Consider the following 16,171-nt stretch of genomic DNA (forward strand, 5'->3'; position numbering starts at 1 on the left):
TGCCCGGATAGTTCCCCATCATTCGACGCCTTGCACTGCGAAGTGCTGCGTCTTGCCCGATCCTGGCAGCTGTACGTCATCGCCCACTGCCTTGCCGAGCAGGGCACGTCCCAGTGGCGTGGTACTGCCGAGTATCTGCACAGGCTCACCAGCGTACAGCAGTTTCATGCTCGCGCCCGGTGGCCCGAGGAACAGCTGGCGCTGTTGCCCCTGTTCGTCGAGCAATTGGATCAAGGCACCCAGCTCGATGCCTTTCTCTTCATCGAACGGCCGTGGGCGCAGTTGGCGCCAGGTGATCAGGGTCTGGCGCAGTTCCTCGACACGGCGCGCCTGTCCGCTGGCCAGATAGGCCGCTTCCAGGCCCAGGGTGTCGTACTTGTTCTCGGCGACGTTCTCTTCGTGGGTCGCGGTTTCGTGGGCGCTGAGTGCGGCCAGGTTGGCCTGTTCGAGATCCTTGCTCAGGTGATCGAGTACGGCTTGCAGCAGCAGGTTCTTGTCCATGGGGCGATTTCTGTTCTGTGATGAAAAGGCAGGGCGCTGCCCTGTCAAAGGGCCTGTTGCGCCAGTCGCACACGGTTGCGACCTTCTGCCTTGGCCCGGTACATCGCAGCATCTGCCTGGCGGATCAGCAAGGTGGCATCGTCGCTGCCGTGGCTCAGGGCGATGCCGATGCTGGCGCCAACGCGTACTGCGCGATCCTCGATATAGATGGGCGTGTCCAGGCCCTCGAGCACGCGCTTGGCCAGCTCCGCCACGTCTTCGGCCGACTTCACGTTCTCGCAAACCACGACGAATTCGTCACCGCCGAGCCGCGCCGGCAGGTCCGCGTCGCGGATGTAATGGCGCAGACGTTGAGCGATTTCAGCCAGTACCTGATCACCGAAACCATGGCCATGCTGATCATTGACCGGTTTGAAGCCGTCCAGGTCGATCAGCATTACCGCGAGCAGTTCGCTGCGTCGCAGGCTGCGCGCCAGGGCTTGTTCCAGATGCTGTTGCAGTGCCGTGCGGTTGGCCAGGCCGGTCAGTGGGTCCTGCAGGGCCAGCTCGCTGAGACGCAGGTTGGCCAGCTCCAGGGCCTGGGTGCGTTCCGTCACACGTTTGGCGAGGATCTGCTCGCCCCGTTGCAGTGCTGCTTCGCGCTGGCGCTTCAGCTCATTGAAGCGGGCGGCCAGGGCGAAGGACAGCAGAATCATCTCCAGTGCCGAGCCGATCTGCATCGAGTAGAGGGTGAGGAAGTTCGATGGGATCAGGGCGAAGTTGCGCAGCGCCAGCAACACCGCGCCGCTCAACAGCATCAGCCAGGCCAGGGCGAACAGGCGTGAGCCGGGCACGCGGTAGCCGACGCAGACGAAGCTGGTCAGCAGCAGCGTCAGGGTCGCAGTCAGGCCGGTCAGCGACATGAGCTGCAGGGCACGCTGCACGGGCAGCAGAATGGTCGCCAGCACGGCCGCCGCGATGGCGATGCACAGCAGCACGAGCCCTTTATCCCAGCGTGGCAGCCACTGGCGGGTGTCGAGGAAGCTGCGGGCGAATACCACCGAAAGCAGTGCCGCCAGGGTCAGGCTGACCGGCAGCATGCGATTGCTCCAGGGCGCGCCTTGCGACCACAGGTATTGCGCGCCGAGGCCATTGAGAGAAAGGACGCTGAGAGCGAAGGCGAACATGAACAACACGTAGTTGAGGAACGGTCGCTCACGCAGGGCAAGGAACAGCAACAGGTTGTACAAACCCAGCGCGATCAATATGCCGAAATAGATGGCATGCACCAGATAGCCGTTCTGGCTGTGCTGCTCGAAGTCGCGTAGCGACATCAGCGCGCCACTGAGGGTCATGCTGCCGCGTGAGTCCACTCGCCAATACAGCGTGCGCTGCTCGCCCGGTTGCAGCACGATCTCGAAGACCGGATTGCGATGACCGACGCTGCGCTCGGCGTAAGGCACGGTGTCGCCGCTGCGCGATTGCCGTACGTCATCGGCGCCGACATCGAACAGGCGTACTTCGTCCAGCGATGCATAGCCGAATTCCAGGCGCCACGTACGGGCTTCACCGGCATCGGAGCGCAGTGGCAGGCGCAACCAGATCACCCCCGGCACATAGCCAAAACTGAGGTCGCGGCGCTGCAGCGAGGATTGAAAGGGGGCAGTGCTGGCGCGCACGTCATCCAGCGTAAGCGCACCTTCGGGATCGACGAGAAAATCGACCAGGCCATAGAGGTCCCGGGGCGCGCTGGCATCATCCAACGCTGTATCGGCAAGGGCGAGCTGGCCGGCCAGCAGCAGGCAGCACGTCAGCAGCAGGCCTGGCAACGAGGCCAGAAAGGCAGGAGTGTCGTGTCGGTTGGCTGGCATGGTTGGGCCTGGGAGATAGGCGTCCTGCGATAGTGGCAGAAAGCCCGATGGAACGGCTAGTGGCGATCCTTGTACAAGTGCCCGCCAAGGGTACGCAAAGGGGCGAGCTGTCGACAGATCAGCGCCAGTTGCGTCTGTACCAGGCGCTGGCCTTCGTCGGCGTCGTCGGCAATCTGCTCCAGGTTCTGCGCGAGGGTCTGCTCCTCGTCACTGTGAACGTCCAGTGGCCGTTCACCACGCAGGCCGGCGGCGATCTCGTCCAGGCTGCTGGCGAGTTTCTCGGCCTGCTCCAGCAACTGCGCCTGGATCGCTTGTGGCAGTTGCTCGCCACGGTGCGCGCCCAGCCCCGAGAGATAACTGAGCAACGTGTGCGACAGCACCAGGAAACGAAAGCCCAGATCGGCGTCCTTACGGAAGTGACCCGGCTCCATGAGCATGTTGCCGAGGGTGGTGGACAGCGCGGCATCGGCGTTGTGCGCGTTGCGGCGTGCCAGGCGATAGCCGAGGTCGTCGCGCTTGCCGCGGGCATACTGGGCGATGATCTGCCGCAGGTAGGCGCTGTTGCAGCTCAGGGTGTTGGCCAGCATGTTGCCCAGACGCCGACCCTGCCAGTCCGGGAGGATCAGAAATACCGCCAACCCGGCGATCAGGCTACCGAACAGGGTGTCGATCAGGCGTGGCATGAACAGGCCATGACCGTCGCCGATCTGGTTGAAGCAGAACAGCACCAGCAGGGTGATGGCTGCGGTGGCCAGGGTATAGCGCGTGCTGCGCGTGGCGAAGAACGCCACCCCGGCCACCACGGCGAACAGCGCCTGGATACGCGGGTCGGGAAACAGGTCGAACAGCGCCCAGCCGATGCCAAGGCCGAGCAGGGTGCCGGCGATCCGCTGCACCAGCTTGAGGCGCGTGGCGCCGTAGTTCGGTTGGCAGACGAACAGTGTGGTCAGCAGGATCCAGTAGCCCTGCGTCGGGTGAATCAGGTGCAGCAGGCCATAGCCTGTGGCCAGGGCGATGGACAGGCGCAAGGCATGGCGGAACAACAGCGAGGTGGGCGTGAGTTGCTGGCCAACACGCTCCACGACCTCGCGCCATGAGTGTGGTTCGCGGTCGAGCAGGCTGCTGTCCTGCTCGTCTGCCAGGGCGTCGGGATTGCTGGCATTGCCGAGTAGCTGATCGAGTGTGGCCAGGTTGCCGGCCAGGGCGCCGAGCGAGCGCAGCAGGCGACGCCAGGCTGGGTTGCTTTGCAGGTGCAGGTGGTCGAGCGAGGCGTGCAGGTCTTCTAGTGCCTGGCTGCACAGTTCGCGATACTCGAACGGCTGGCGCAGTTCGATGGCGCCGGCCAGGCGCTCGCAGGCCTCGCCGTGCAGGCGCAGCAGGCGTTGGCAGCGGAACAGCACATCACTGTGAAAGAAGGCTTCGGCCAGTTCGTTGTAGGGATAGTGCGAGGAACTGGCGCGTTCGTGAATGTCCTGGGCGAGGAAGTACAGCTTCAGGTAACGGTTCACCTTGGGCCCGGGGCGGGTGTTGCCGACGCGATGCAGAATGATCTCCTTGGCCGCGTTCAGCGCCGAAACCACCCGGCCGTTCTGCTGTGCCAAGGCCAGGCGCCGCTGCTCGACATCGAGCTGGCGCAGCGGCTCGAACAATGCGGCCTTGAGCTTCAGGTACTTGCCCAGTTCGCGAAACAGCCGGGCCAGGCTCTGCTGTACCGGCTGATGGGCGAACAGTCCCTGCCAGATCACCGACAGCAGACCATACCAGGCGGCGCCGGCCACCAGCAGCAAGGGCTCCAGCCACAGGCCAGCGACGCCGCCACGCTGTTCCACGCCAATCATGCTGTACACCGCGAGAATCAGCGTTCCCGAACCCAGCGTGGCGAAGCGCTCGCCGAGTGCGCCCAGCATGGTCAGGCAGAAGGTCGACAGCGCCAGTGCGATGACGAATAGCCAGGGGTAGGGGAACAACCATTCGACGGCATAGGCCGCTGCGCTGAAACAGACCAGTGTCACCAGCACCGTGCCCAGGCGTCCCTGCCAACTGTCGTCGGTTTCGGTCAGGGCGCTGGCGATGATGCCGAGAAACAGCGGAATCAGTGCGTGGGTCCAGCCTTGCCATCCGCACAGGGCCAACGCACCGGCGAGGGCTAAGAACACCCGCAGACTGGCGCTGAACTTGTCCAGCGCCCAGAGGCGGCGCAGTGATTGGCGAAGGCGGGGACGGGGCATGGCGGACTTGGTCTGGGGAGATGCGAGCAGCCTACCGGAACTCGGCGGTCACTGGATATCCAGGGGCGCCGTTTCGCTGCGGGATTGATTTATGGATCGATCGGTTCTAAAGTCCTCGTCATGACGACACGTGGACGCCCCAAAAGCTTCTGCCCGGATCGCGCACTGGAGGCTGCCATGCAGCTGTTCTGGCAGCGCGGCTACGAAGCCGCATCGCTGCAAGACCTGCAGGCGGTAACCGGCCTTTCCAGAAGCAGCCTGTACCAGACCTTCCCAAGCAAGCAGGCCTGGTTTGCGGCCGCGTTCAATCTGTACGTGGCGCAGCGCCGAGCGTTGTTGCTGGAGCAGCTTGCCGCCAGTGACTCGCCTCTGGAATTCATTCGCCAGCGGCTGCTCAGCGTGCTCGAGGACGATGGTCCTGATGGGGTGCCGCGCGGTTGCATGCTGGTCAACGTAGCCAATGAGTTCTCGTTATCCGATCCGGCGCTGGTGCCCGTATTGCAGCAAGCCACGGCAGGTGTCTGTCAGGTCTTCGAGCAGGCGCTGGAACTCGCAGTCGCACGTGGGGAACTGCCCGCTTACGATGAGCGACAGGCGCTGGCCGGCTATCTGCAATGTGTCATGAGCGGGCTGCGCACTCAGGTCAAATCGGGGCTGCCTGCCGAGTCGATTCGCGCCACCGTTGCGGTGGTGATGGCACGTTTGAGCCGCGCCTGAAGGCGCTGCTGTGGTGCTTCGTTCGTGTAATTTTGGACTGACTGGTTCTTAAAGAGGGCAATATGCGGGAATTGTTCGAGCTGTGTGGCGCCGACCCTGAGCTGTTGTTTTCACCTTATTGCTGGCGTGTGCGCCTGGCGTTGGCGCACAAGGGGCTGGACTACCAGAGTCGGCCCATCCGCTTTACCGATAAGGAGCTGATCGCCTTTTCCGGGCAGAAGCTGGTGCCGGTTCTCAAGGATGGCGATGAGACGATCAACGACAGCCTGGCGATCTTCGCCTATCTCGACCAACGCTATCCGGAAAAGCCGCTGCTAGGCGAAGGCCTTGCTGGCGAACGCGCACGGCTGTTGGAGAAACTGAGTTTCCATGCCGTGCGCATGCCGTTGCTGAAGATGCTCATCCCGCGTGTCTGGCAGGTTATCGATCCGGCAGACCGCGACTATTTCCGCAGCAGCCGGGAAAAGGCGCTGGGCATGAGCCTGGAGGCCTTCGCCGATCCTCAGGCTGGCGAGCGCCAGTTTCGCGAGGCCATCGCTCCGCTGGAGAACTGGTTGCAGGACCAGCCGTATCTGGATGGTCACTCGGCTGGAGGTAGCGACTACCTGCTGGCAGGCCTGATGTTCTGGGCCTGGTGCCTGGGCAGCCCTGGGCCGATGACTCGGCATTTGGCGCCTGGTTCGCGCGCATCGTGCAGGCTTACGAACGCAATCACGGCCCGGTGAAACGGGCGCCGATCCAGATGGAGCGCAGCCAATGATCGATCTTTACTACTGGACCACCCCGAACGGCCACAAGGTCAGCATTCTGCTCGAGGAAGCAGGGCTGGAATACAGCGTGCGCCCGGTACATATCGGCAAGGGCGAGCAGTTTGCTCCCGAGTTCCTCAAGATCGCGCCGAACAACCGTATTCCGGCCATCGTCGACCACGCCCCGGCCGATGGTGGCGAGCCCATCGCCCTGTTCGAGTCCGGGGCGATTCTCGAATACCTGGCGGACAAGAGCGGCCAGTTCCTGCCGCGTGAGACGCGGGCGCGCTTCGAGGTGCTGCAATGGCTGTACTGGCAGATGGGCGGCGTCGGGCCGATGGCCGGGCAGAATCATCACTTCGTACGCTACGCGCCGGAGCCGATACCCTACGCCATCGACCGCTACGTGAAGGAAACCGCGCGCCTGTACGGTGTGCTGGATCGCCAACTGGCCGGGCGTGATTACGTGGCGGGTGATTACTCCATCGCCGACATGGCCATCTATCCCTGGGCCAAGCTGTGGGAGATGCAGCAGCAGAAGATCGAAGACTTGCCCAATATGGCTGCCTGGCTCGAGCGCATTGCTGCGCGCCCCGCGGTGCAACGTGCCTATGCATTGGTGGAGAAGGTCAATGCGGATCCGCAGGCGTTGCTGACTGCTGAAGCACGCAAACTGTTGTTCGGGCAGTAGGCGGGAAGACGAAATTTCTCGTGGATTTTCCTGTGCGCTGGCTCACGCTTTTCTAGACTCCAATTGTTGTCCCGCAACGGTTGGAGACGGTCATGCGAATTGGCGTACCCAAGGAAATCAAGAACCACGAGTACCGCGTCGGCCTCACGCCGCAATCGGTAGCCGAGCTCACCGCTCTCGGTCATGAGCTGTGGATCGAGACTCAGGCGGGAGCTGCAATCGGCTTTGCCGACGATGACTACCTCGAGGCCGGCGCGCAGATCGCCCGTCATTCGGGCGAGGTCTTCCAGCACGGGCAACTGATCGTCAAGGTCAAGGAACCCCTGGCGGTGGAGCGCGCCAAGCTGCGCCCGCAGCATACGCTGTTCACCTACCTGCACCTGGCACCGGATCGGCCGCAGACCGAAGAGCTGATGGCCGGCGGCGCCACCTGTATCGCCTACGAGACGGTCACCGATGCGCAGGGGCGTTTGCCCTTGCTGGCGCCCATGTCGGAGGTAGCCGGGCGCATGTCGATCCAGGCCGGCGCCGGCTGTCTGGAGAAAGCGCGCGGCGGCCGTGGCGTGCTGCTCGGTGGCGTGCCGGGGGTGGCGCCCGGCAAGGTGGTGATCCTCGGTGGCGGCGTGGTTGGCAGTCACGCGCTGGCCATGGCCGTGGGGCTGGGAGCGGATGTCACCGTGCTGGACCGCAATGTCGATGCGCTGCGCCGCCTCGACAGCCAGTATGGCAATCGCATCACCACGCTCTATTCGACCCGCGCCGCGGTGCATGAGCAGGTGCTGGCGGCCGATCTGGTCATCGGTGGCGTGCTGATTCCCGGTGCGGCCGCGCCCAAGCTGATCACCGCCGAGATGGTCAAACGGATGAAGGCCGGCGCGGTGCTGGTGGACGTGGCCATCGACCAGGGGGGCTGCGCGGAAACCTCACGCGCCACCACCCATGCCGATCCGATCTATGTGGTCGACGATGTCGTGCACTATTGCGTGGCCAACATGCCTGGCGCCGTGGCGCGGACGTCGACGCTGGCGCTGAACAACGCTACCTTGCCCTTCGTCGTGGCGCTGGCACAGAAGGGCACGCGGCGAGCGCTGGAGGGTGATCCGCATCTGCTGGCCGGGCTCAACGTTGCCCGTGGCGTGATCACCTGCGCCAGCGTCGCCGAAGCCCATGATCTGCCGTTCCACTCACCTGCCAGTGTGCTCGAACAGCTCTAGCCGCATGGCTTACAAGGGCCATACCCACAGCAGCAGGGGAACGCTGATGGTGACCACGAGAATTTCCAGCGGCAACCCGAGGCGCCAGTAGTCGCCGAAGCGAAACCCGCCGGGGCTGAGGATCAGCGTGTTGTTCTGGTGGCCGATAGGGGTCAGGAAGGAGCACGACGCGCCGATGGCGACCGCCATCAGCAGCGCGTCCGGGCTGACTTCAAGCTGGCTGGCAGCGCTCAGGGCAATCGGGCACATCACGGCGGCCGTTGCGGCGTTGTTCATGAAATCCGACAGGGTCATGGTCACCACCAGCAACAGGGTGACGATGATGATCGGGTTGCCTTGTGCCAGATGCTCCATCAACAGCCGAGCCAGCAGGTCGGCTGCGCCGCTGGATGACATGGCCCCGGCCACCGGAATCAGGGCGCCGAGCAGCACGATCACCGGCCAGTCGATGACCTCGTAGACGGCCCGTAATGGCACCAGGCGCAGCAGCATGTAGGCCAGCACGCCGGCAGCGAAGGCAATCGCCGCCGAGAGCAGGCCGAAGGCCGCGGCGGCAATGGCCAGGAGCATGATACCGAGCGCCAGGTTGGCCTGGCGCGTGTCGGGAATGTTGATTGCGCGTTCGGCCAGCGGCACGCAGCCGTAGTCGTTGGCGAATTCGCCGATGTCCTCGGCGCTGCCCTGCATCAGCAGCACGTCGCCGCTTTGCAGCTGGGTGGAACGCAGGCGCTTGACCGAACGATGGCTCTGTCGCGAGATGGCCAGCAGGTTGATGGAATAACGGCTGCGCAGGCGCGTGCTGCTGGCCGAACGTCCGATCAGCGACGAGTCCGGCTTGACCAGCAATTCCTGCATGGCGCGTTCGTCGCCGTTGCTGTCCTTCTTCTCCGCATCGCTGTCCTGCTCTTCGCTCTGCTGCGCCTCTTCGGCTTCACGCTCGGCTTCCAGCAACAGATCCAGCTTGCTGAGTACCTCGCCCAGTTCCTCGGGGTCGGCTTCGATCACCAGTACATCGTCGGCCTGCAGCACACGACGGGGATTGGGCGCTGTCAGGCGCAACTTGTTGCGCACCATGGCGACCACCTGAGCGTCGGCTTCATCGAGCAGTTGCTCGATCTCGCGTAGCGTCTTGCCTTGCGCCACGCCGCCTTCCTTCACTCGCGCTTCGGTGAGGTAGTGACCGGTGTCGAAGCTGGCGGCATTGCCGACATCGCGCTTGGGCACCAGGCGCCAGCCCAACAGGGTGATGAACAGCACGCCAGCCAGCGCCACGGCCACGCCCACCGGGCTGAAGTCGAACATGGCGAAGGGGCCGTCGCCATGCTGGGCGCGGAAGCTGGAGACGATCAGGTTGGGCGGTGTGCCGATCAGCGTGGTCATGCCGCCGAGAATGGTGCCGAAGGCCAGCGGCATCAGCAGGCGTCCGGGCGGTAGCTCCAGGCGTGAAGCGATCTGCAGGGCAATGGGCATCAGCAGCGCCAGGGCACCGACATTGTTCATGAAGGCTGAAAGCAGAGCGCCGAGTCCGGTCAGGGCTGCGATCGAGACCATCACTCCGGCACCGCTGGGCAGCAGCCGCAGCGCCAGGCGGTTGACCGCACCGGTGCGCTGCAGGCCATGGCTGAGCACCAGCACGCAGGCCACGGTAATCACGGCCGGATGGCCGAAGCCGGTAAAAGCCTCGCGCTCGGGGACCAGGCCGACGATGACGCAAGCCAGCAGGGCGCCGAGCGCCACCACGTCATGCCGCCAGCGGCCCCAGATGAACAGCCCCATGCTGGCGACGAGAATGATGAAGATCTGGCCTTGTTCGAGCGTCATGGTGCGGGACTGTCCTTGTGGCACGCGCATTCGCGTCTGCTGTTTGTAGCAGAGTCCGTGCCGTCTCGGCAGTTCCCGAAGCGCGCCTTATACGTATTGCGCCGCGGCGTAGCCCGAGGCCCAGGCCCACTGGAAGTTGAAACCGCCGAGATGGCCGGTGACGTCGAGCACTTCGCCGATGAAATACAGCCCGGGCGCCTTGAGCGACTCCAGGGTTTTCGACGACACCTCGTTGGTATCGACGCCGCCCAGCGTGACCTCGGCGGTGCGATAACCCTCGGTGCCGGCCGGCACCAGTTGCCAGTCGGACAGGCGTTCGGCGATGACCTTGAGCTCGGCCGGGGTGTATTGCTTGAGCGGCTTGTTGGTGAACCAGGCGTCGACCAGCAGGGTCGCCATCTTCTTGGTGAACAGCTCGGCCAGCAGCGTTTTCAGTTCGCTGTTGCCGCGTTCGCGCTGCTGCGTGCTCAGCCACTCGGGCAGGTCGATATGCGGTAGCAGATCGATATGCAGAACGTCGCCTGGCTGCCAGTAAGAAGAGATCTGCAGGATCGCCGGACCGGACAGGCCGCGGTGGGTGAACAGGATGTTCTCGACGAAACTCTGACCGTTGCAACTGACCCGGCAGTCCTCCACCGAGGTACCGGAAAGCTCCGTGCACAGCGTCTTGAGCTGCGGCTCGGTGATGGTGAAGGGCACCAGCCCGGCACGCGTCGGCAGCAGCTCATGACCGAACTGTCTGGCCACCTGATAGCCGAAACCGGTGGCGCCGAGTGTCGGAATGGAAAGCCCGCCGGTTGCAATCACCAGCGAATGACAGGCCACCTCGCCAAGGTCGCTGTGCAGGAGGAAGCCGCTCTCGGTCTTTGCGATGCTCTGCACAGCGGTGTTCAGGCGGATTTCTGCACCGGACTCGGCGCATTCGGCCAACAACAGTTCGAGGATGTCGTTGGACTTGTTATCGCAGAACAGCTGACCAAGCTTCTTCTCGTGATAAGGCACGCCGTGCTTGGCCACCAGGCCGATGAAGTCCCACTGGGTGAAGCGTGCCAGGGCGGACTTGCAGAAGTGCGGGTTGCCGGAGAGGAAGTTACCCGGCTCGCAATACAGGTTGGTGAAGTTGCAGCGCCCACCACCGGACATGAGAATCTTCTTGCCGGCCTTGTTGGCGTGGTCGAGCACCAGCACCTTGCGCCCGCGGGCCGCAGCGGTGGCCGCACACATCAGGCCGGCGGCACCTGCGCCGATGATCAGTACCTCGGTTTGCAACACGAACGCTTCCTCTGGCAGGCGCAGAACCGGCTGCGCGAAACCCGCGAAGTTTACCCGAAGCCGCTCACCACGGTTGATCCGCTGTCGCGCTGGCAGTCATGTTCAGCGTGACCTGATGATTGTGTAGTGCCAGTCGGACGGTGACGACATCTCTTGGGCCTGCTATCAATACATTGGCCTTTTCCAGATGGATAGCTGTCGATGCCTTCGCTGCGCGCGTGGTTGTTGCTCCTGATGCTGTTGCCAGCGCTGGCTTGCGCCGGGTCTTTGCGCTTGGTGGCCGACCCCTGGCCACCGTTTACCGGTCAGGAGTTACCGCGCCATGGCTTGGCTGGCGATCTGGTGCAACAGGCGTTGGCGCGTGCCGGCTATACGACCAGCTATGCCGAGGTGCCCTGGGAGCGTGCGGTGCGGGGGCTGCAGCGTGGGGAGTACGACGTGCTGATCAATGCCTGGTTCAGCGAAGATCGCACCGAGTACGGGCATTTCTCGCAGCCTTATCTGGTCAACCGCATTCGCCTCCTGCAGCGTAAGGGCGGCAATATTCGCTTCGAGAGTCTGGCCGATCTCTATGCGCACGATATCGCCGTGGTCAGGGGATATGCCTATTCCAAGGCATTCGACAGCGACCCCAACCTGCGCAGGATCGGTGTCAGCAGTTTCGTCAGTGCTGCTCGCATGCTGCATGTCGGGCGAGTGGATCTGGCGGTGGAGGACGAACTGGTCGCTCGCTATCATCTGCGCCTCGACCTTGGCGATATCAGCGATCAGCTGGAGTTTCTACCGCGCCCCTTGAGCGAGAACGGCCTGCACATTCTGGTGCGCCGCAGCCATCCTCGGCACCGGGAAATCGTCGAGCGTTTCGATGCAGCGATCGAGGCCATGCGCAACGATGGCAGCTACGCGGCGACGTTGGAGAGCGGCAGCCCCTGATCAGGCCAGCACCGTGCGCGCCCGCCCCTGCTGCTTGGCGCGGTACAGACGAATATCGGCCTCGTGCAGCAGGCTTTCCAGATCATCCGGTTCACCGTGATAAAGACCGGCACTGAACGACAGCGGCGGTGCGCCGACTGCGTAGTGCAGGCCTGCACAATGCTTGCGCAGCTTCTCCAGTGCCATAGCCACATGCTCCGGAGCATGCAGGGTAAGCAGGGCGAATTCCTCGCCGCCTAGGCGCCCCAGGAGCATATCGGGAAAGGCCGTGCTCATGGCGCGGGCGAAGACCACCAGGGCGCTGTCGCCACTGGCGTGACCGAAGCCATCGTTGATCTGCTTGAAATGATCGAGGTCGAGCATAGCCACGCTCACCTCACGCTTCTCGCGTTGTGCCTGCTGCAGCATCTGCATGCCCTGTTCGTAGAAGGCGCGGCGATTGTTCAGGCCGGTCAGGGCATCGTACTGAGCGGCTTTCTTCAACGCCCGCAGCAGGTCGCGTCGCTCCAGAGTCGACATCACCCGACAGTTCAGTTCTTCCGGACAGAACGGCTTGCGCAGGAAGTCGTCGGCACCGTGCTTGATGAACTGGGCGCTGAGCGAGCCCTTGGGGTCAGCGGAGACGCCGATGATGATCAGGTCGTTCAGCCGCAGCTTCTGCCGCAGCAGCTTGACCAGTTCGAAACCGCTGACACCGGGCATCGCATGATCGAGCACCAGCAGATCGATATCTGCATGCTGGTTGAGCTGGCGCAGGGTTTCCTTGCCGTCTGCCGCCTCGATGATCTGATAGTGGTGCGGTTCGAGAATATGGCGGATGTAGTGGCGCTGGGCGTCGGAGTCGTCGGCGATGAGAATCTTGATGTGGCTGTTGTGATCGAGCCGGTGCAACAGGCGGAAGGCGTACTCGTAGGAGTGCTGGCTTTCCTTGAGCACGTAGTCGACCACACCCTTCATCAGCAGCTCGTCGCGGCGCTGTTCGTTGTAGCTGCCGCTGAGCACGATGCACGGCAAGTGATAGCGCATCACCAGGTCGACGCTCTCACCGTTGGGCGCATCGGGCAGGTGCAGGTCGACGATCGCGGCGAAAAAGAGCGCGGCCGAGGTTTCCAGCATCACCTCGGCTTCAGCCAGCGAGGCGCAGAAGATAGGCTCCAGATCGGTTTCCTGGCGAAACAAATGCTCGAGAATCTTCAGTACCAGAGGGCTGTCTTCGATGACCAGGATATTGCGCATGGGTCACTCCGGTCCCAGTCGTTTGATGCTTTATATCAGCCTTAGATTAAACGCACACGCAAGGATCGGCCCTTGATCTTGCCTTCCCCGAGGCGTTTCAGCGCCTGGCGGGCAACGTCGCGTTGAACGGCGACGTAGGCCTGGTAATCGAACAGGGCGATCTTGCCGACCTGGTCGCCGCTGATCCCGGCATCACCCGTCAGTGCGCCGAGGATATCGCCAGGACGCAGTTTGTCCTTGCGCCCGGCGGCGATGCACAGGGTATGCATGGGCGGCAACAGTGGCTCACCTGGCGCTTTGGCCGCAGGCAGCGGGTACCAGGCCAGCTCCTTGCCCTGCAAGGCTTCGATGGCCTGAGCACGACCGGCTTCGGCCGGTGCCACCAGGCTCAGGGCCAGACCCTTCTCACCGGCCCGGCCACTGCGACCGATGCGGTGGATGTGTACCTCGGCGTCACGGCTCAACTCGACGTTGATCACCATCTCCAGGCCGGCGATATCCAGGCCGCGCGCGGCGACGTCGGTGGCCACCAGCACGCTGAGGCTACGGTTGGCGAACAGGGCGAGTATCTGGTCGCGCTCGCGCTGCTCCAGATCACCGTGCAGGGCCGCTGCCGAGATCTTTTCCGCCTCCAGTTGGCTGGCCAGTTCATCGCATTGCTGACGGGTCGCGCAGAAAGCCACCACTGGCTGTTTGCGGAAGTGTCGCAACAAGGTGCTTACGGCTTCCATGCGCTGGTTCGGGGCGATCTCATAGAAACGCTGTTCGATCTGCCCATCGTCATGCAGGGCTTCGACCTCGATGCGTTCCGGGGTACGCAGAAAACGGGCTGCGAGTTGCTCGATACCGGCTGGGTAAGTGGCGGAGAACAGCAGGGTCTGGCGACGTGCCGGGGTCTGTTCGATGATCTCGCTGATGCTGTCGACGAAGCCCATGTCGAGCATGCGGTCGGCTTCGTCCAGGACCAGGGTGTTGAGTCCATCGACTTTCAGCGTGCCCTTGCGCAGATGCTCCTGGATCCGCCCCGGTGTGCCGACAATGATGTGCGCGCCATGCTCCAGCGAGCCGATCTGCGGACCGAAGGGCACGCCGCCGCACAGGGTGAGCACCTTGATGTTGTCGGCGGCGCGCGCCAGACGGCGGATTTCCTTGGCCACCTGGTCCGCCAGTTCACGGGTCGGGCACAGCACCAGGGCCTGGCAACCGAAGTAACGTGGGTTGAGCGGGTGCAGCAGGCCGATGCCGAAGGCAGCCGTCTTGCCGCTGCCGGTCTTGGCCTGAGCGATCAGATCACGTCCCTTGAGAATCAGCGGCAGGCTGGCGGCCTGGATCGGCGTCATCTCGGCATAGCCGATAGCGGCAAGATTGGCCTGCATGGCGGCGGAAAGAGGCAGGGTGGCAAAGGCGGTAGCGGTCACGATGAGGGCTCGGGGCTGGCGAATCAGGGCCGCAGTGTAGCAGGCTGGGTCAGTCGCTCGTTGAAACCTCGATGTTTCCGCCGCCACGGCCATCTTTCGCATCCAGTTGCAGAAAGATCGCCGCAGCCAGCATCGACAGCAGACCGACGCATAAGTACGTGGCCTGGAAGGCCTGCAACACTTGCCCGCTGCCGCCAAATTCCTGGCTGAAACCACTGAGCAGCGCCGCCGCCGAGGCTACGCCAAGCCCCATCGCCAGTTGCACCACCACCGACAGCAGGCTGTTGCCGCTGCTGGCATCGCGATTGTCCAGGTCGATCAGGGTCACGGTATTCATGGCGGTGAACTGTAGTGAGTTGCAGGCGCCGATCAGGCTCAGCTGGATGACCAACTGCAGAAGCGGTGTGTCCCCATCCACCAACGCCAGGCTGGAGATCAGCGCGCCGAGCAGCAGGGTGTTGCTGGTGAGAATGTTGCGATAGCCGATGCGTTCTATCAGTGGTTTGGCCAGTGGCTTGACTGCCATCGCGGCCAGCGCCAGGGGAATCAGGCTCATACCGGCCTGGGCTGGCGAATAGCCCATTGCCAGTTGCAGCAGCAGGGGCGTGAGGAAGGGCAGGGCACCGCTGCCCAGGCGGGCAAACAGGTTGCCGATGATGCCCACGGCGAAGCTGCGCGTGTGGAATAGTGTCGGAGAAAACAGCGGATGCTCGATGCGTCCGGCACGCAGCCAGTAGGCGGCCAGACAGGCCATACCACCAAGCAACAGCAGTACCACGCGCATGGTTGGCAGGTGCATTTCGCCAAGGCCTTCCAGTGCCACGGTGATCAGCACCATGGCCGCGCCGAATAGCAGGAAGCCAGCCGTATCGAAGCGGCTGCGATCCGGCCCGCGCAGATCGGGCATATGGCGCAGTGCAGCCCAGCAACCAAGCAGCCCCACTGGCAGGTTGATCAGGAAGATCCAGTGCCAGCTGGCCACTTCCACCAGCCAACCGCCGAGCGTGGGGCCGATCAGCGGGCCCAGCAGGCCTGGCAGGGTGATGAAACTCATGATCCGCACCAGTTCCGAGCGCGGGTAGGCACGCAGCACCACCAGGCGACCCACCGGCATCATCAGGGCACCGCCCAGTCCCTGCACGACGCGTGCGGCGATCAGCATGCTCAATGAGGTAGACAGTGCACAGAGCAGTGAGCCCAGGCTGAACAGGGCGATGGCACCGAAGAAGATGCGCCGCGTGCCGAAGCGATCTGCGATCCAGCCCGAAGCCGGAATCAGCAGGGCCACGGTGAGCATGTAGGCGATCACCACCGATTGCATGCGTAGCGGGTCTTCGGCCAGGTCACGGGCCATGGCGGGAAGGGCCGTGTTGAGGATGGTGCCGTCCAGCGTCTGCATGAAGAAGGCGATGGCGACTATCCAGGGCAACAAGCGGGCGGTGCGTGGATCGAGTGGGGTGGTCATGCTGTTCTCGTGTGTTGCGTACTGCACTCTAGGCTGCTGGCTGTGCTCGGGCAAACTCTTGTTACCTTGCTGCGGG

Annotated in this window: 13 protein-coding genes; 5 read left to right on the top strand and 8 right to left on the bottom strand. The window is 63.6% G+C overall.

Features of this window, described 5'->3' with window-relative positions:
* Positions 1-18: 18 nt before the first annotated feature.
* Genes ACJRW5_RS00505 through yccS form a run of 3 tightly spaced genes read right to left on the bottom strand, consistent with a single transcriptional unit; the run spans position 19 to position 4,579 of the window.
* Positions 19-501 carry a GreA/GreB family elongation factor gene (locus ACJRW5_RS00505; protein WP_484568584.1) on the bottom strand — a complete coding sequence of 161 codons (483 nt, stop codon included), beginning with the start codon at positions 499-501 and terminating at the stop codon, positions 19-21.
* 44 nt (positions 502-545) lie between these two features.
* Positions 546-2,351: a 7TM diverse intracellular signaling domain-containing protein gene (locus ACJRW5_RS00510; RefSeq protein ID WP_484568585.1), complete on the bottom strand. Its 1,806-nt coding sequence runs from the start codon at positions 2,349-2,351 to the stop codon at positions 546-548.
* A gap of 56 nt (positions 2,352-2,407) precedes the next feature.
* Complete coding sequence (yccS, locus tag ACJRW5_RS00515) at positions 2,408-4,579, bottom strand: YccS family putative transporter (protein ID WP_484568586.1); 2,172 nt, start codon at positions 4,577-4,579, stop codon at positions 2,408-2,410.
* A gap of 177 nt (positions 4,580-4,756) precedes the next feature.
* Between yccS and ACJRW5_RS00520 the strand changes: the two genes are divergently transcribed.
* From ACJRW5_RS00520 to ald, 4 genes are all read left to right on the top strand, one after another.
* Positions 4,757-5,296, top strand: a complete 540-nt coding sequence (locus ACJRW5_RS00520) for a TetR/AcrR family transcriptional regulator (protein WP_484568587.1) — start codon at positions 4,757-4,759, stop codon at positions 5,294-5,296.
* A gap of 62 nt (positions 5,297-5,358) precedes the next feature.
* Positions 5,359-6,021: a glutathione S-transferase family protein gene (locus tag ACJRW5_RS00525; RefSeq protein ID WP_484568588.1), complete on the top strand. Its 663-nt coding sequence runs from the start codon at positions 5,359-5,361 to the stop codon at positions 6,019-6,021.
* 31 nt (positions 6,022-6,052) lie between these two features.
* Complete coding sequence (locus ACJRW5_RS00530) at positions 6,053-6,736, top strand: glutathione S-transferase N-terminal domain-containing protein (RefSeq protein ID WP_484568589.1); 684 nt, start codon at positions 6,053-6,055, stop codon at positions 6,734-6,736.
* A gap of 92 nt (positions 6,737-6,828) precedes the next feature.
* The gene (gene ald / locus ACJRW5_RS00535; RefSeq protein WP_484568590.1) at positions 6,829-7,950 is read left to right on the top strand and encodes an alanine dehydrogenase; all 1,122 of its coding nucleotides are present in this window, start codon (positions 6,829-6,831) and stop codon (positions 7,948-7,950) included.
* Positions 7,951-7,959: 9 nt separating this feature from the next.
* Here the strand turns inward: ald and ACJRW5_RS00540 are convergent, their stop codons facing one another.
* Both ACJRW5_RS00540 and ACJRW5_RS00545 read right to left on the bottom strand, forming a co-directional pair.
* Positions 7,960-9,771: an SLC13 family permease gene (locus tag ACJRW5_RS00540; protein ID WP_484568591.1), complete on the bottom strand. Its 1,812-nt coding sequence runs from the start codon at positions 9,769-9,771 to the stop codon at positions 7,960-7,962.
* Positions 9,772-9,858: 87 nt separating this feature from the next.
* On the bottom strand, positions 9,859-11,043 hold the full coding sequence (locus ACJRW5_RS00545) for a BaiN/RdsA family NAD(P)/FAD-dependent oxidoreductase (protein ID WP_484568592.1): 1,185 nt from the start codon (positions 11,041-11,043) through the stop codon (positions 9,859-9,861).
* A gap of 201 nt (positions 11,044-11,244) precedes the next feature.
* On the opposite strand from ACJRW5_RS00545, the gene ACJRW5_RS00550 reads away from it, so the two are divergent.
* A complete protein-coding gene (locus tag ACJRW5_RS00550) occupies positions 11,245-11,976 on the top strand; it encodes a substrate-binding periplasmic protein (protein ID WP_484568593.1) in 732 nt (243 codons plus the stop codon).
* Here the strand turns inward: ACJRW5_RS00550 and ACJRW5_RS00555 are convergent, their stop codons facing one another.
* Genes ACJRW5_RS00555 through mdtD form a run of 3 tightly spaced genes read right to left on the bottom strand, consistent with a single transcriptional unit; the run spans position 11,977 to position 16,095 of the window.
* A complete protein-coding gene (locus ACJRW5_RS00555) occupies positions 11,977-13,212 on the bottom strand; it encodes a GGDEF domain-containing response regulator (protein ID WP_484568594.1) in 1,236 nt (411 codons plus the stop codon).
* Between the two features lie 41 nt (positions 13,213-13,253).
* Entirely contained in the window at positions 13,254-14,630 is a 1,377-nt protein-coding gene (gene dbpA / locus ACJRW5_RS00560; protein WP_484568595.1) for an ATP-dependent RNA helicase DbpA, read from the bottom strand.
* A gap of 49 nt (positions 14,631-14,679) precedes the next feature.
* Entirely contained in the window at positions 14,680-16,095 is a 1,416-nt protein-coding gene (gene mdtD, locus ACJRW5_RS00565) for a multidrug transporter subunit MdtD (RefSeq protein WP_484568596.1), read from the bottom strand.
* Between the last annotated feature and the right edge of the window lie 76 nt (positions 16,096-16,171).

Source organism: Pseudomonas pichavaramensis (assembly GCF_050473265.1).
Lineage (GTDB): Bacteria > Pseudomonadota > Gammaproteobacteria > Pseudomonadales > Pseudomonadaceae > Aquipseudomonas.